The organism is Phycicoccus avicenniae (assembly GCF_018139485.1).
In the GTDB taxonomy this organism is placed as follows: domain Bacteria; phylum Actinomycetota; class Actinomycetes; order Actinomycetales; family Dermatophilaceae; genus Phycicoccus; species Phycicoccus avicenniae.
Genome location: NZ_JAGSNF010000006.1, coordinates 155,257 through 168,467, shown reverse-complemented (window position 1 = coordinate 168,467; position 13,211 = coordinate 155,257). Strand labels below are relative to the sequence as shown.

The window sequence follows — 13,211 nt, the reverse complement described above, 5'->3', positions numbered from 1 at the left end:
GTCGGCGGGCGTCGATAGCCTGCAGCCATGACGCGACACGACGGACGCACCCCCCAGCAGCTCCGCGAGGTGCGGATCACCCGCAACTGGCTCGACCACGCCGAGGGCAGCGTCCTCGTCGAGTTCGGGCGCACCCGGGTGCTCTGCGCGGCCTCCTTCACCGAGGGCGTCCCGCGCTGGCTCAAGGGGCGGGGGACGGGCTGGGTCACCGGCGAGTACGAGATGCTCCCGCGCTCGACGAACACCCGCGGCGACCGCGAGTCCCGCAAGGGCAAGGTCGGCGGGCGCACGCACGAGATCAGCCGGCTCATCGGCCGCAGCCTGCGGGCCGTCGTCGACACGAAGGCCCTCGGCGAGAACACGATCGTCGTCGACTGCGACGTCCTCCAGGCCGACGGCGGCACCCGGACCGCGGCCATCACGGGGGCCTACGTCGCGCTCGTCGACGCCGTCGCCGACGCCAGGGCACGAGGCCTGATCGCCCCGTCCGCCGAGCCGCTCACCGGGTCCCTCGCGGCCGTGAGCGTCGGCGTCGTCGCGGGCGAGGCCGTGTGCGACCTCGACTACCCCGAGGACTCCACCGCCGAGACCGACATGAACGTCGTCATGACCGGTGAGGGAGCCTTCGTCGAGGTGCAGGGCACCGCCGAGGGCGCCGCCTTCGATCGGGCGCTCCTGGACCGGCTGCTCGACCTCGCGACCGACGGCTGCGCCGAGCTGACCCGCCGCCAGCAGGAGGCCCTCGACGCCCCGGCCCGCGAGCGCGTCCTGTGACCCGCCTCGTCCTCGCGACCCGCAACGAGCACAAGGTCCACGAGCTGCGGCAGATCCTCGCCGACACCGTCGAGGCCCTCCGGCTCGAGATCGTCGGGGCCGGGGACATCGACGGCGCCCCCGAGGTCCCGGAGACCGAGGTGACCTTCCTGGGCAACGCCCGGCTGAAGGCGGTCGCGCTCGCCGAGGCCACCGGGATGCCCGCGGTCGCCGACGACTCCGGCCTCGCCGTCGACGTGCTCGGCGGGTCGCCAGGGGTGTTCTCGGCCCGCTGGTCCGGCTCGCACGCGGGGGCCGGCGCCGCCCGGGCCGACGTGGACCGGGCCAACCTGGCGCTGCTCCTCGAGCAGGTCGCCGACGTGCCGGACGAGCACCGCGGTGCCGCGTTCGTCTGTGCGGCGGTCCTCGCCCTGCCGGGAGGGCGCGTCGAGGGCGTCGAGGGCCGCGTCACCGGGCGGATCGTCCGCGAGCCCCGCGGGACGAACGGCTTCGGCTACGACCCCGTCTTCGTGCCGGACGGGGACCGGCGCACCCTCGCGGAGTACACGGACGTCGAGAAGAACGCGATCTCCCACCGCGGCGAGGCGTTCCGCGCCCTCGCGTCGGTGCTGCGCGAGGTCCTGGCGCCGACGACCTAGACTCGCGCCACGCGCAAGTGGCGGAACTGGCAGACGCGCCAGGTTTAGGTCCTGGTGCCTTCGGGTGTGCGGGTTCGAGTCCCGCCTTGCGCACGTGGCCCCGGTCCGTCCGGGGCGCCGCCGCCCGGCGCGGTAGGTTGGGTCGCGAGCGACCCACGACGCGAGGAGGACCCGTGGCTGAGCGGCTCACCGCCGGCGACACCGCACCGGACTTCACCCTGCCCGACGACACCGGGAAGGACGTGACCCTCTCTGACCTGCGCGGGCGGAAGGTCATCGTGTACTTCTACCCGGCGGCGATGACGCCCGGCTGCACGAAGCAGGCGTGCGACTTCAGCGAGTCGCTGGAGTCGCTCGCGGGCGACGGCTACACCGTCCTCGGCATCTCGCCGGACACCCCCGAGAAGCTGGGGAGGTTCCGCGAGAAGGAGTCCCTGACCCTCGCGCTGCTGTCCGACCGGGACAAGAGCGTCATGACCGCCTGGGGTGCCTTCGGCGAGAAGACGCTCTACGGCAAGGTCGTCGAGGGCGTCATCCGCAGCACCGTCGTCGTCGACGAGGACGGCACCGTGAGCCACGCCTGGTACAACGTCAAGGCCACCGGGCACGTCGCCAAGCTGCGGCGCGACCTGGGCCTGGACCGAGCGGACGGAGCGTCATGAGCGAGAACCAGTCCATCGCCGGCCTCGAGGCCGAGGTCGTCGCCCGCCGTGAGCGGCTGGGGCGCACCATCGACCAGCTGGTCGAGACCGCGAGCCCGAAGAACGTCGTGGCCCGGGAGGTGGAGTCGGTCAGGGCCCGCTTCGCCGACACGGTGCAGACCCCCGAGGGGGAGTTGCGCGTCGAGCGCATCGCGGCCGCCGTCGCGGTCGTCGCCGTCGTGGGCGGGCTCGTCGCCTGGCGCGTGCTGCGCCGCTGACCGAGCCCTCGACACGCGAGAGGCCCCCCGGATCTCCCCGGGGGGCCTCTCGCGTGTCCTGCGGTGGTGCGCCATCAGGGACTCGAACCCCGAACCCGCTGATTAAGAGTCAGCTGCTCTGCCATTGAGCTAATGGCGCGCAGCGGAGAGATTAGCAGCGCCGCACCCCCGCCGCGAAATCGGCTCAGCCGTCCTGCCGGTCGCGGGCACGGCGCACGACGAGGCCCGTGACGGCGACGAGAGCCAGCGCCAGGACGAGCAGGGAGACGATCAGCCACGCCGGGGTGCCCGAGGACGTCGCGGCGGTCTCCTCGGTGTCCGGGGAGGTCGTCGCCGTGGCCTCGGGGGTCGGCTCGGCGGACGCCGACGGGGACGGTGCGGCGCTCGTCGACGGCTCCGCCGAGGGAGTCGGCTCCGCCGTCTCCGGCTCCTGCGTCGTCGTGAACGTCACGCTCCCGGACACGGGGTGCCCGTCGACGCTCACCACGCGGTAGGTGACGGTGTGCTCACCCGCGGGCAGGTCGGCGGCGAGGGGCTGGACGACGTCGCGGCCGTCCACGCGGGCGGCGCCGTCGGCCTCGTCGCCGTCGGGACCCTCGACGACGACCTGGAGGAAGTCCTCGCCGACCTCCTCGTTGAAGGACAGGACGACCTCGTCAGCGGTGTCGACGCTCGCCCCGTCCTGCGGGCTCGAGCCGAGGAGCTGGGCGTGCGCCGGCAGCGCGGCGGGCCGCGGGGCCGCGAGGGCGGGCAGGAACGACGCGACGAGCGCGAGGATGACGGCCGCCACGACGACGACGGCGACCGCGGTGGACATCCGACGGGTGAACATGGGGGTGATCCTCTCAACCCGACCTGGACGTCGGCCCACGAGGTCGCCCGGCCGTGACACGCGGACGCCCCCGGGTCCGCTGCTGCGGGCCGGGGGCGACTCGACGTGGGGTGAGTGACGGGACTTGAACCCGCGACCCTCGCGACCACAACGCGATGCTCTACCAGCTGAGCTACACCCACCACGACGGGCGCCCGTGTCCTGCGTCGAGGACCTGCGGCGTCCGTGGCGCGGACCATCGTACCGGGTCCGAGGGGGTGCTCGGGACCAGGGGCGGGCGGCCCCGTCGACGTGCCGTCAGGACGTGCCGTCGGGGCCGCCGCCGTGGTCGACGACGTGGCGGGCGGCGATGCCCCGCAGCTCCTCGGTGCCCTTGCCGGGCCGGGGGACGAACACGGCCTCGCGGTAGTACCGCAGCTCGGCGATCGACTCGCGGATGTCGGCAAGGGCCCGGTGGCCGCCGGCCTTCGTCGGGGCGGCGAAGTAGGCCCGGGGGAACCAGCGGCGGGAGAGCTCCTTGACCGACGAGACGTCGATGATCCGGTAGTGCAGGTGCTCCTCCAGCGCCGGCATGTCCCGCGCGAGGAAGGCGCGGTCGGTGGCGACGGTGTTGCCGCCGAGGGGTGCCTTGCCGGCGTCGGGTGCGTGCTCGCGGACGTGCTCGAGCACCATCGCCTGGGCCTCCTCGAGCGACACCCCGTCGGCGAGCTCGTCCAGCAGCCCGGAGGTCGTGTGCATGTCGCGGACGAAGTCGTTCATCTGCTCCAGGGCCGCGTCGGGGGGACGGACGACGACGTCGACGCCCTCACCGAGGACGGTGAGGTCGAAGTCGGTGACGAGCGCGGCGACCTCGATGAGGGCGTCGTGCTCGAGCGACAGCCCCGTCATCTCGCAGTCGATCCACACGATGCGGTCGCTGTGGGCACGGTCACCGGTCGTCGACATGCGGGCCATGCTAGGGGTCGGTGTGCGAGGGGGCCACGCGTCGCCCGGGCTGCCACTAGGGTTCGGGGCCATGAGCGGGCTGCGGCGCGGGTCCCCGTCCGGCGGGGCGGCGGCGGGACGGACCTCCCGGTCGGCGCAGCGCTCCCTCGTCGTCACCGGCGTCGCGGCCCTCGGCTTCCTCGTCGTCGCCCTCGTCGTCGCGAGCTACTTCGGCGCCACCTTCGGGACCCAGACGGTGCTGCTCGCGCTCGTCGTCGCGGTCGTCCCGCTCATGATCGTCATCCCGAGCTTCCTCTGGCTCGACCGGTACGAGTCCGAGCCGACGCGCTACCTCGTCGGGGCCTTCCTCTGGGGTGCCCTCGTCGCGACGCTCGTCGCGGCCGTCTTCAACACGAGCGCGATGGCCGTGCTGCGGACGGTGAGCGACCCCGACGCGGCGCTCGCGACGACCGCCGTGCTCGTCGCGCCGGTCGTCGAGGAGGCGCTCAAGGGCGTGCTCGTCCTCCTCGTGTGGCTGCTGCTGCGGGCAGAGTTCGACGGCATCACCGACGGGATGGTGTACGCCGGGGTGTGCGCCGCCGGGTTCGCCTTCACCGAGAACGTCCAGTACCTCGCCGAGGCGTACACGACGGGCGGCAACGAGGCGCTCACCGCGACCTTCGTGCTGCGCTGCCTGCTCTCGCCGTTCGCCCACCCGATGTTCACCCTCCTCGTCGGGGTGGGGGTCGGTGCGGCCGCGACGTCGCGCTCGTGGACCGTCCGGGTCGGGGCGCCGGTGCTCGGCTACGTCGGGGCCGTCCTCGCCCACGGGGCGTGGAACCTCGCGGCGGTCTCGGGCGGCAACGGCTTCCTCGTCGGGTACCTGCTCGTGGGGATGCCGGTCTTCTTCGCCTACGTGGCCTTCGTCGTGTGGGCCCGTCGCGAGGAGGGGCGCCTCATCGGGCGGTTCCTCCACCCCTACGCCGACGCGGGCTGGTTGGCGCACGGCGAGGTCGTGATGCTCTCCTCGATGGCGCGTCGTCGGCAGGCCCGGGCCTGGGCGCGCGCCAGCGGGGGACCGGGCGCGCTCGGTGCGATGCGCGCGTTCCAGGACGCGGCGAGCGACCTCGCGCTGCTGCGCCGCCGGATGCAGCACGGGGCCGCCCACCCCGGCTCCGCGGAGCAGGAGCGCGACCTGCTGCTCGCGCTCACCCGGCGCCGGGCCGGCTTCCTGCCCGACCCCCGCTGACCGGCAGGACCGGAGGTCGCGCACGCCGCGCTCCCGTCTCCCTAGACTGGGGCCGGCGCCACGCGCCTGGCCTCCGTAGCTCAGCCGGATAGAGCAAGAGCCTTCTAATCTCTAGGTCGCAGGTTCGAGTCCTGCCGGGGGCACGCAGTCCGAGCGCGAGCTCGCGAGCGCCGGAGGCGTGCCTCCGGCAGAAGCAACAGGCGCTGGAACGGAGTGAGAGCGTCGACGGGGGCACGCAGTCCGAGCGCGAGCTCGCGAGCGCCGGAGGCGTGCCTCCGGCAGAAGCAACAGGCGCTGGAACGGAGTGAGAGCGTCGACGGGGGCACGCAGTCCGAGCGCGAGCGGCGCCCTCCACACCGGCGACCCGGCGCCTCACAGCACGGCGAAACGCTCGAGCACCTCGTGGCGCGGCCGGTGCCCGCGCTCGCTGGGGAGGTGGGACTCGACGAGGACGACCTCGGAGGGTGTCCAGGACGGCCCGACGTAGGTGTCGAGGACGCGCAGCCACCGGGTGCCCTCCACGGGACGACCGAAGCGGGCGACCGTGACGTGCGGGACGAAGGCACCTCCGTCCGGTGCGGCGCCCGCGGTCGCGAAGGCGCTGCGCACCCGCCCGGCGAGCGCGGCCAGCCCGTCGCCCCCGTCGACCCCGGCCCAGAGCACCCGCGCCCGCGTCGGGTCGGGGAAGCACCCGCCCCCGGCGAGGCGCAGCGGGGCGACGGACGACCCGGCGACCGCACGGCCCAGGGCCTCGGCGAGCGGCTCCACGACGCGGGACGGCACGGCCGCCGCGAAGGCGAGCGTCACGTGCCACTGCGGAGGCGGTGACCACCGCGGCCCGGCCACCTCCCGGCGGGGCTCGAGGAAGGCGTCGAGGTCCTCGACGACGTCGTCGGGCGGCACGAGAGCGGCGAACATCCGCATCCGGACATTGTCGCCCGTGCGGTCGTGGCGATCACGGGAGTTGCCGCCCGTCTCGATAGGCTCGGCCCGTGGGTGCGGACCGGGACGTCGAGGCGCTCGTCGCCGCCGTCGAGCGGCTGCGCGACGAGGTCGACGCGGCGAGCCTGCCGCTGCTCGTCCCCGGCCGCGACGAGGCGGTCGCGGCGCGGCGTCAGCTGCTCGACCAGCTCGACGACTACGTGCTGCCGCGGCTGCGCTCGCTCGACGCCCCGCTGCTCGCGGTCGTCGGAGGGTCGACGGGCGCCGGCAAGTCGACGCTCGTCAACTCGGTCGTCGCGGCGGAGGTCAGCAGGTCCGGCGTCCTGCGGCCCACGACCACTTCGCCGGTCCTGGTCCATCACCCCGACGACGCCCACTGGTTCGAGGACGCCCGCATCCTGCCCGGTCTCGCCCGCGTCACCGGCCGGGACACGGGGGAGGACCAGCCGGGGACCGTGCGGCTCGCGGGGTCCGACGCCCTGCCGTCCGGACTGGCCCTCCTCGACGCCCCGGACATCGACTCCGTCGTCACCGCGAACCGAGAGCTCGCCGGCCAGCTGCTGTCCGCCGCCGACCTGTGGCTCTTCGTGACGACCGCCGCGCGCTACGCCGACGCGGTCCCGTGGGACCTGCTGCGCACCGCCGCCGAGCGGGGCACGGCCGTCGCCATCGTCCTGGACCGGGTGCCGCGCGAGGCGGTCGCGGAGATCCGGCCGCACCTGGCGTCCATGCTGCGCGAGCAGGGCCTGCCGACCGCGCCGATCTTCACGATCCCCGAGGTCGAGCTCGAGGACGGCCGACTGCCGTCCTTCGTCTTCGACCGGCTGCGGGACTGGCTGCAGGCGCTCGCCGGCGACGCCCGCGCCCGCGACATCGTCGTGTCGCAGACGCTCCGGGGAGCCGTGGACTCGCTGGCGGGACGGGCTGCGCAGCTCGTGGCCGCGAGCCGGGTGCAGCGCGACGCACAGGACGCCCTCGTCGCCGCCTCCCAGGAGTGCTTCGCCCTCGCCCGGGGACGGGTGTCCGACGGGATGACCGACGGCACCCTCCTGCGCGGGGAGGTACTGGCCCGCTGGCAGGAGTTCGTCGGCACCGGCGAGTTCTTCCGCCAGGTCGAGTCCACCGTGGCGCGCTGGCGCGACCGCATCACCTCGGCCATCAAGGGCACCCCGGCGCCCGCCGACACCCTCGGCGAGGCGCTGCAGAGCGGGGTGGCGGCCCTCGTCCTGGCCAACCTCGAGACGGCGACCGCGGACACGGTCCGGGCCTGGCGCCGGCTCTCCGGCGGGACCGCGGTCCTCGCGGCCGAGCCGGGGCTCACGAGCGTCCCGGCGACCTCGACGGCATCGGTCGAGCGGATGGTGCGGGCCTGGCAGGGCGAGGTGTTCGACCTCGTCCGCACCGAGGGGCAGGGCCGACGCACCAACGCCCGGATCGCGGCGTACGGCGTCAACGCGATCGGGCTGTTCCTCATGCTCGTCGCCTTCGCCCAGACCGGGGGCCTCGTGGGGGCCGAGGTCGGCATCGCGGGTGGGACGGCGGTGCTGGCCCAGCGGGTCCTCGAGGCGATCTTCGGCGACCAGGCGGTCCGCCAGATGGCGGCCAAGGCCCGGGCGCGTCTCCTCGAGCTCGTCGACGAGCTCTACGCCGTCGAGCGCACCCGGTTCGAGGCGGCACTCGCGGCGCAGTCGGCCCCCGCCGACCAGGCCGAGCGGGTCGAGGCCGCGACGGCCCGGCTGCGGAGCGTGCCGCGGTGAGCCCGCTGCGGATGGGGCGCGCCAAGAGCCCTGCGGCGGTGAGCCACGAGCGGCTCAGCGCCGCCGCCGAGTCGCTCGCCGCGGCGGTCGACGCCGGTGGCACCGAGCTGCCCGCCCCGCAGCGCGAGCGCGCGGGGGCGGTCGTCGAGAAGGTGGCGGCACGGACCGGCATCGTCGGCGACCACACCGTCGTCGCCCTGGCCGGGGCGACCGGCAGCGGCAAGTCCTCCCTCTTCAACGCGCTCGTCGGCTCGGACACGGCCACCGTCGGGGTGCGCCGCCCCACGACGTCGACCCCGACGGCCGCGGTCTGGGGCGAGGCCCCGGTCGGCGAGCTCCTCGACTGGCTGGGCGTCGGGTCCCGCCACCACGTCGAGGGGGAGGGGCCCGGAGGGCAGGTCGGCGGTCTCGACGGGCTCGTCCTGCTCGACCTGCCCGACGTCGACTCGCGGGAGGTGGCGAACCGGGTCGAGGCCGAACGGGTCCTCGAGCTCGTCGACCTCTTCGTCTGGGTCGCCGACCCGCAGAAGTACGCCGACGCCCGGCTGCACGACGACCACGTCGCGACCCTGTCCGCGCACGGTGCGGTCACCCTCGCCGTGCTCAACCAGGCCGACCGGCTCACCGACGCCGACGCCGACCGCTGTCGGGCCGACCTCGCCCGGCTGCTCGAGCGGGACGGGCTGGAGAAGCCCACGGTGCTCGCGACCTCGGCGCGGACCGGTGCGGGGGTCCCCGAGCTGCGGCAGCGGCTCGCGAACGCCGTGGCGGGCCGGACGATGGCGCGCGCCCGGCTCGCGGCCGACGTGCGCACCGTCGCCGGAGAGCTGTCGCAGCACGTGTCGCAGGACGAGGCCGGGGTCGACGACGCGACGCGGTCCGAGCTGCTCGACGCGCTGGCCCGCAGCGCAGGGGTCCCCACCGTCGTCGACGCCGTCGCCCGCGACTACCGGATGGAGGCGGCGACGTACACCGGCTGGCCGTTCACCCGGTGGGCCGGGCGGCTGCGGGCGCGTCCGCTCCGACGGCTGCGGCTCGACGGGAAGGACGTGCGGGTGTCCGAGTCCGACGTCCGCTCCGTCCTCGGCCGCTCCTCGCTGCCGCCGCCCTCGCCCGCCGCACGCGCGGCCGTGACGCTCGCGACCCGCCGGGTCGCCGACCGGGCCTCGGCGACCCTGCCCGTGCCGTGGGGCGAGGCGGTCGAGCGGGCGGCCCAGCCGCCGGGTCCCCGACTCGGCGACGCCCTCGACCAGGCCGTCGTCGGGACCTCGCTCTTCGCGCGGTCCCCGATCTGGTGGCGGGTCGTCGGCGGGCTGCAGCTCGGCCTGGCCGCCGCCGCGGTCGTCGGCCTGCTGTGGCTGGGCCTGTACGCCCTCGGTGGCTGGCTCCAGCTCGACGCGGTGCTGCCCGCGGTGCCGACGCTCGGGGTGCTCCCGGTGCCCGTCGTCCTGCTCCTCGGCGGGCTGCTCGCCGGGCTCGTGCTGGCCGTCCTCGCGGCCTGGCTCGCCCGGTTCGGGGCCCGCCGCCGGGCGGCGGTCATGGACGCCCGGCTGCGAGCGGCCATCGCGACGGTCGCCGACACCGAGATCCTCTCGCCGGTCCGGCGGGTGCTCGAGCGGCACGGCGCGACCCGCGAGGCGCTCCGGCACGCCGCCGGCGTCTGACGTCGTCCACAGGGGTCCTCGGCCGCCCGTCGTCGTCCACAGGTGCCGCACGCCCCTGTCCTCCTGCGCGCGGGCGGTCCACCGTGGAACCCGTGGCCCGAAGGACGGGCCCAGGAGGGGAGAGCACGATGTACGAGACGTACACGACGGTGCAGGGGCGGCTCGTCGCCGACCCCGTCGTCAAGCAGGGCCGCTACGGGGCGTTCACGACGTTCCGCGTCGCGCAGTCCGAGCGGCACCAGGTCCGTGAGGAGCCGGGTCGGTGGGCCGACTCCGAGCCGAGCTTCTTCGAGGTGTCGGTGAACCGGGCACCGGGCGAGAACGCGGCGCGCTGCCTGAGGAAGGGCCACCCGGTGGTGGTCCACGGTCGGCTGCGGATCCGCCAGTTCCAGCGGGACGACGGCTCGTACGGCACGTCCGCCGAGCTCGACGCCTACGCGCTCGGGCACGACCTGCGCTGGGGCGTCACGTCGTTCACGCGCAACGGGGACGTCGAACCGGTGCTCCCGGCGTCCGGCGGCGGCGCGCCGCGGGACGACGCGGGGCCGGGCGGCGTTCGGGACGCAGCGACCGACCCCTACGTCGTGGAGGAGGACGAGAGCGCCGCCTGAGCGGGGCTCAGCGGCTCCATCGCTCGATGCCGACGTGCACGGTCGTCGGGTCGTCGGGATCGATGAGCACGGTTCGCTGCCACGACGGGTCGTCCGGCCACTGGGAGCCGCAGAGTCGGGACCCCTCGGCGACCGTCAGGTCGCCGAGGACCTGGCGCTCGTCGTCGGTCAGCCCGACTGCGGGCAGGTCCCCGCCCAGGCCGCCCGAGGCGCAGAACTCCAGCGCCGCCGGTCGGTCGAGCACGAAGGTCACCCGGTAGGCCTCCTCGACCGTCGGGGCGCGGGGCTCGAGGACCTCGACCTCGGCGCCTCCCGACCCCTGGGGAAGGGCGAGGCCCGCCCGCTGCAGCGCCTGCTCGGCGGTCATCTGCTCGGCGGGGGACTCCTCTGGTGTCGGCGAGGCGGCGGTGACCACGGTCGTGCTCCTGTCCTCGGGGCCGGACGTGCCGCAGCCGGCGAGCGCTCCGACGAGGAGGACGGCGACGGCGGTCGTGCGGTTCGCGGGGACGGTTCTCATGGCACCTCTCCAGACGTGTTCCTCCTCGTGGAGGTTCCCACGGCGGTGAACTCCCGGGCGAGCCCGGCACGGTGCAGCTCGGCGAGCTGCTCGTCGGTGATGGTGACCGGACCGATCTGGGTCGACTTCCCGCCGTCCCAGTTGTACCGGTCCCGGATGTTGACCTCGGTGCTCATCTCGTACGTCCAGGCCCCGCCGGGACTGCTCGGTGGCGTCACCGTGACGGAACCGGTCTGGTTGTAGGAGATCCCACCGAGGGCGTAGAACCAGTTCGCGGAGTCGTCGGAGGTGATGTACACGCCGGCCCACTGGGTGTTGACGGGGAAGGTCACCGGCCCTGTGGCACCCGACGCGCGTGCCTGCTCGACGGCTGCCGCCGCGAGGCGTTGCTGCTGGATGTCGACGGCGTCCGACAACGCCGAGCTGGACTCCAGCATCGAGTCGACGTCCTGGTCCAGGGTGTCCCCGGAGTTCCCCAGGAAGTGCAACAGGTTCCGTGCGGCGTCCGGCCACGTCCCCGAGAGCGCGTTGGCCGCGGCCTCGGCGGCCGCCAGCGTGGCGCGGTCGCCGAGGGACGCGTCCTCGGACGCGTGCTCGCCGGCCCCCTGGTCGGGTGGGGTCCACGGGGGCGGGTCCGGGGACTCGCCCGCGGTCGTGCCGGGGGAGGGGGGCCCGAGGCCACCGGGGTACGCCTCGTCACCGTCGACCGCGCCCTCGCCGGAGCCGGGGGGATCGCCGGGCTCCGGCCGGTCGCCGCGAGCGTCGTCACGGCGGTTGTCCCGGGTGTCCCGGGCGGCGTCGCGCCGGTCCCCGGTCCCCGCCCCCTCGTCTCCGGCGGCGGCCGTCGCGCCGGCGTCGCACCCGGCTCCACCCCCGACCAGCTGCCCCCACGCACAGCCCATCGTCGACGCGATCCGCCCACCGGTCACGACCGAGGCGACGGACACGACGACGACGGCCACGACGAGGGCGACGCCCAGGTACTCGAGCGTCGACGCGCCACGCTCCCGCGACAAGCCCTCCGAGGGCCCCCTCCGCCACATGGGCCGAGGCTAGTGACGGGCCGGTGCCCGGCGCGAGGGTCCAGGGGCCCAGACGAGCGCACGGGGGCGTCTAGGCTCTTCGGGTGCCGCGTCGACGCCCGGGACCCCGGTGGACGGTCCTCCGCTCGATCCTCGCCGTGGTGCTGCTCCTCGGGGGCGCGCGCGTGGTGTGGTACGCCGTGACCGACCCGAGCGACCCGGGACGTGCCCTGGCCCAGGCCCGGTGGCTCGACCGAGAGATCGCCGACCGGCGCGCCGCCACGAGGATGCAGGACCTCTTCCCCGAGGGCGAGTTCTTCACCCTCGTGCTCGACGGCCTGGCGCGCACGGCGCTCGCCACCGGGGTCGGGGACCTCGACCGGCAGGCCGCTCTCGTGGTCGACGCCGAGGACCGGCTCGACCGGCTCACCTCCGACGCCGTGCTGGCCCCCTACCCGGCGACCGCCGGTCTGCCGCACGGGGTCTTCGTCGAGGGCTGGACGCTCCGGCTGGAGGCGGAGGTCGCCGCGCTCACCGAGGAGCCCGAGCGGGCGACATCGGTGCGCGCGCGTGCCGCGACGCTGCGGGAGGCCCTCGACGCGTCGACCACCGGAGCCCTGGAGTCCTACCCGGGGCAGGTCTGGCCGGTCGACACCGTCGTCGCCGCGGCCGCGCTGGCCGTGGCCGACGAGGCCGTCGGCGTCCCGGGTGCCGCGGCGACCGTCCGGCGATGGCTCGAGCGGGTCGACGCCTCCCGGGTCGGGCCGCACGGGCTCCTGCCGCACCGCACGACCCTGGCGGGCGACGTGCTCGACGGTCCCCGAGCCACCTCGTCGGTCCTCGCCGCCGCGATGTGGCCGGTCATCGACCCCGTCTCCGCCCCGGGGCGCTGGGCGGCGGTCCGCGCGGCGTTCCTCGTCGACCGACTCGGAGCGGTGGGCCTCAGCGAGTACCCCGTCGGCTCCGACGGCGACGGTGACGTCGACTCGGGACCGCTCCTCCTCGGGGTCTCGCTGTCGGCGACGGCCGTGGCGGCCGGGGCGGCGCGGGCCAACGGGGACGAGACCCTCGCCGTCGACCTCCTCCGCCAGGGTGAGGTGATCGGCGTCCCGGTGACCTGGAGGGGCGAACGTCGCTACGCCGGTGGTGCGCTGCCGGTCGGCGACGCGTTCCTCGCCTGGGCACGGACGAGACCGGTGCTTCTCCCCGACCCCGGGCCCGCCGGTCCTCGTCCGACATGGTGGCTGTGGCTCGCGCCCTGGGTGTGCGGTGTGGGCCTGTTGGCGGCCCCGGCGACGGTGCGGGCTGTCCGGCGCGGTCTCGCCGCGTCCCCCGTCCGGTGACGGCCCACTGAGGTTTCTC

The 13,211-nt window shown here is 75.1% G+C and carries 14 protein-coding genes and 4 tRNA genes; 11 read left to right on the top strand and 7 right to left on the bottom strand.

The features are described 5' to 3' along the window. Positions 1 to 27: 27 nt before the first annotated feature. The 5 genes from rph to KC207_RS06355 all read left to right on the top strand — a co-directional run bounded on the left by rph (position 28) and on the right by KC207_RS06355 (position 2,331). On the top strand, positions 28 to 774 hold the full coding sequence (gene rph / locus KC207_RS06375) for a ribonuclease PH (RefSeq protein WP_211602074.1): 747 nt from the start codon (positions 28 to 30) through the stop codon (positions 772 to 774). Then, positions 771 to 1,412 carry an RdgB/HAM1 family non-canonical purine NTP pyrophosphatase gene (gene rdgB, locus KC207_RS06370; RefSeq protein ID WP_211602073.1) on the top strand — a complete coding sequence of 214 codons (642 nt, stop codon included), beginning with the start codon at positions 771 to 773 and terminating at the stop codon, positions 1,410 to 1,412. The genes rph and rdgB overlap by 4 nt, the downstream gene beginning before the upstream one ends. Positions 1,413 to 1,423: 11 nt before the next feature. Next, positions 1,424 to 1,505, top strand: a tRNA-Leu gene (locus KC207_RS06365). 80 nt (positions 1,506 to 1,585) lie between these two features. Continuing rightward, on the top strand, positions 1,586 to 2,074 hold the full coding sequence (gene bcp / locus KC207_RS06360; protein WP_211602072.1) for a thioredoxin-dependent thiol peroxidase: 489 nt from the start codon (positions 1,586 to 1,588) through the stop codon (positions 2,072 to 2,074). Beyond that, a complete protein-coding gene (locus KC207_RS06355) occupies positions 2,071 to 2,331 on the top strand; it encodes a DUF3618 domain-containing protein (RefSeq protein WP_211602071.1) in 261 nt (86 codons plus the stop codon). Before bcp ends, KC207_RS06355 begins: the two co-directional genes overlap by 4 nt. 64 nt (positions 2,332 to 2,395) lie before the next feature. Here the strand turns inward: KC207_RS06355 and KC207_RS06350 are convergent. From KC207_RS06350 to orn, 4 genes are all read right to left on the bottom strand, one after another. Beyond that, a tRNA-Lys gene (locus KC207_RS06350) sits at positions 2,396 to 2,470 on the bottom strand. A 45-nt stretch (positions 2,471 to 2,515) separates the two neighbouring features. Beyond that, the gene (locus KC207_RS06345) at positions 2,516 to 3,163 is read right to left on the bottom strand and encodes a copper resistance CopC family protein (RefSeq protein WP_211602070.1); all 648 of its coding nucleotides are present in this window, start codon (positions 3,161 to 3,163) and stop codon (positions 2,516 to 2,518) included. Positions 3,164 to 3,269: 106 nt separating this feature from the next. Further along, a tRNA-His gene (locus tag KC207_RS06340) sits at positions 3,270 to 3,345 on the bottom strand. 115 nt (positions 3,346 to 3,460) lie between these two features. Further along, complete coding sequence (orn, locus tag KC207_RS06335) at positions 3,461 to 4,108, bottom strand: oligoribonuclease (RefSeq protein WP_211602069.1); 648 nt, start codon at positions 4,106 to 4,108, stop codon at positions 3,461 to 3,463. Positions 4,109 to 4,178: 70 nt separating this feature from the next. On the opposite strand from orn, the gene KC207_RS06330 reads away from it, so the two are divergent. Together KC207_RS06330 and KC207_RS06325 are read left to right on the top strand one after the other, a co-directional pair. Then, positions 4,179 to 5,336, top strand: a complete 1,158-nt coding sequence (locus KC207_RS06330) for a PrsW family intramembrane metalloprotease (protein ID WP_211602068.1) — start codon at positions 4,179 to 4,181, stop codon at positions 5,334 to 5,336. A 69-nt stretch (positions 5,337 to 5,405) separates the two neighbouring features. After that, a tRNA-Arg gene (locus KC207_RS06325) sits at positions 5,406 to 5,479 on the top strand. Between the two features lie 229 nt (positions 5,480 to 5,708). On the opposite strand, the gene thpR is transcribed toward KC207_RS06325, so the two are convergent. Further along, complete coding sequence (gene thpR / locus KC207_RS06320; protein ID WP_211602067.1) at positions 5,709 to 6,260, bottom strand: RNA 2',3'-cyclic phosphodiesterase; 552 nt, start codon at positions 6,258 to 6,260, stop codon at positions 5,709 to 5,711. A 68-nt stretch (positions 6,261 to 6,328) separates the two neighbouring features. Between thpR and KC207_RS06315 the strand changes: the two genes are divergently transcribed. From KC207_RS06315 to KC207_RS06305, 3 genes are all read left to right on the top strand, one after another. Then, positions 6,329 to 8,035, top strand: a complete 1,707-nt coding sequence (locus tag KC207_RS06315; RefSeq protein WP_211602066.1) for a P-loop NTPase family protein — start codon at positions 6,329 to 6,331, stop codon at positions 8,033 to 8,035. Continuing rightward, on the top strand, positions 8,032 to 9,699 hold the full coding sequence (locus tag KC207_RS06310; RefSeq protein WP_249138596.1) for a GTPase: 1,668 nt from the start codon (positions 8,032 to 8,034) through the stop codon (positions 9,697 to 9,699). The genes KC207_RS06315 and KC207_RS06310 overlap by 4 nt, the downstream gene beginning before the upstream one ends. A 128-nt stretch (positions 9,700 to 9,827) precedes the next feature. Further along, positions 9,828 to 10,310, top strand: coding sequence for a single-stranded DNA-binding protein (locus KC207_RS06305; protein WP_211602065.1), 483 nt, complete (start codon positions 9,828 to 9,830; stop codon positions 10,308 to 10,310). Between the two features lie 7 nt (positions 10,311 to 10,317). Here KC207_RS06305 and KC207_RS06300 read toward each other — a convergent pair whose 3' ends face one another. After that, on the bottom strand, positions 10,318 to 10,827 hold the full coding sequence (locus tag KC207_RS06300; protein WP_211602064.1) for a hypothetical protein: 510 nt from the start codon (positions 10,825 to 10,827) through the stop codon (positions 10,318 to 10,320). Continuing rightward, positions 10,824 to 11,870 (bottom strand): hypothetical protein, encoded by a 1,047-nt coding sequence (locus KC207_RS06295; protein ID WP_211602063.1) that lies wholly within the window; start codon positions 11,868 to 11,870, stop codon positions 10,824 to 10,826. Before KC207_RS06295 ends, KC207_RS06300 begins: the two co-directional genes overlap by 4 nt. An 83-nt stretch (positions 11,871 to 11,953) precedes the next feature. Here KC207_RS06295 and KC207_RS06290 point away from each other — a divergent pair, with 83 nt between their 5' ends. Then, the gene (locus tag KC207_RS06290) at positions 11,954 to 13,192 is read left to right on the top strand and encodes an amino acid adenylation domain-containing protein (protein WP_211602062.1); all 1,239 of its coding nucleotides are present in this window, start codon (positions 11,954 to 11,956) and stop codon (positions 13,190 to 13,192) included. Positions 13,193 to 13,211: the final 19 nt, after the last annotated feature.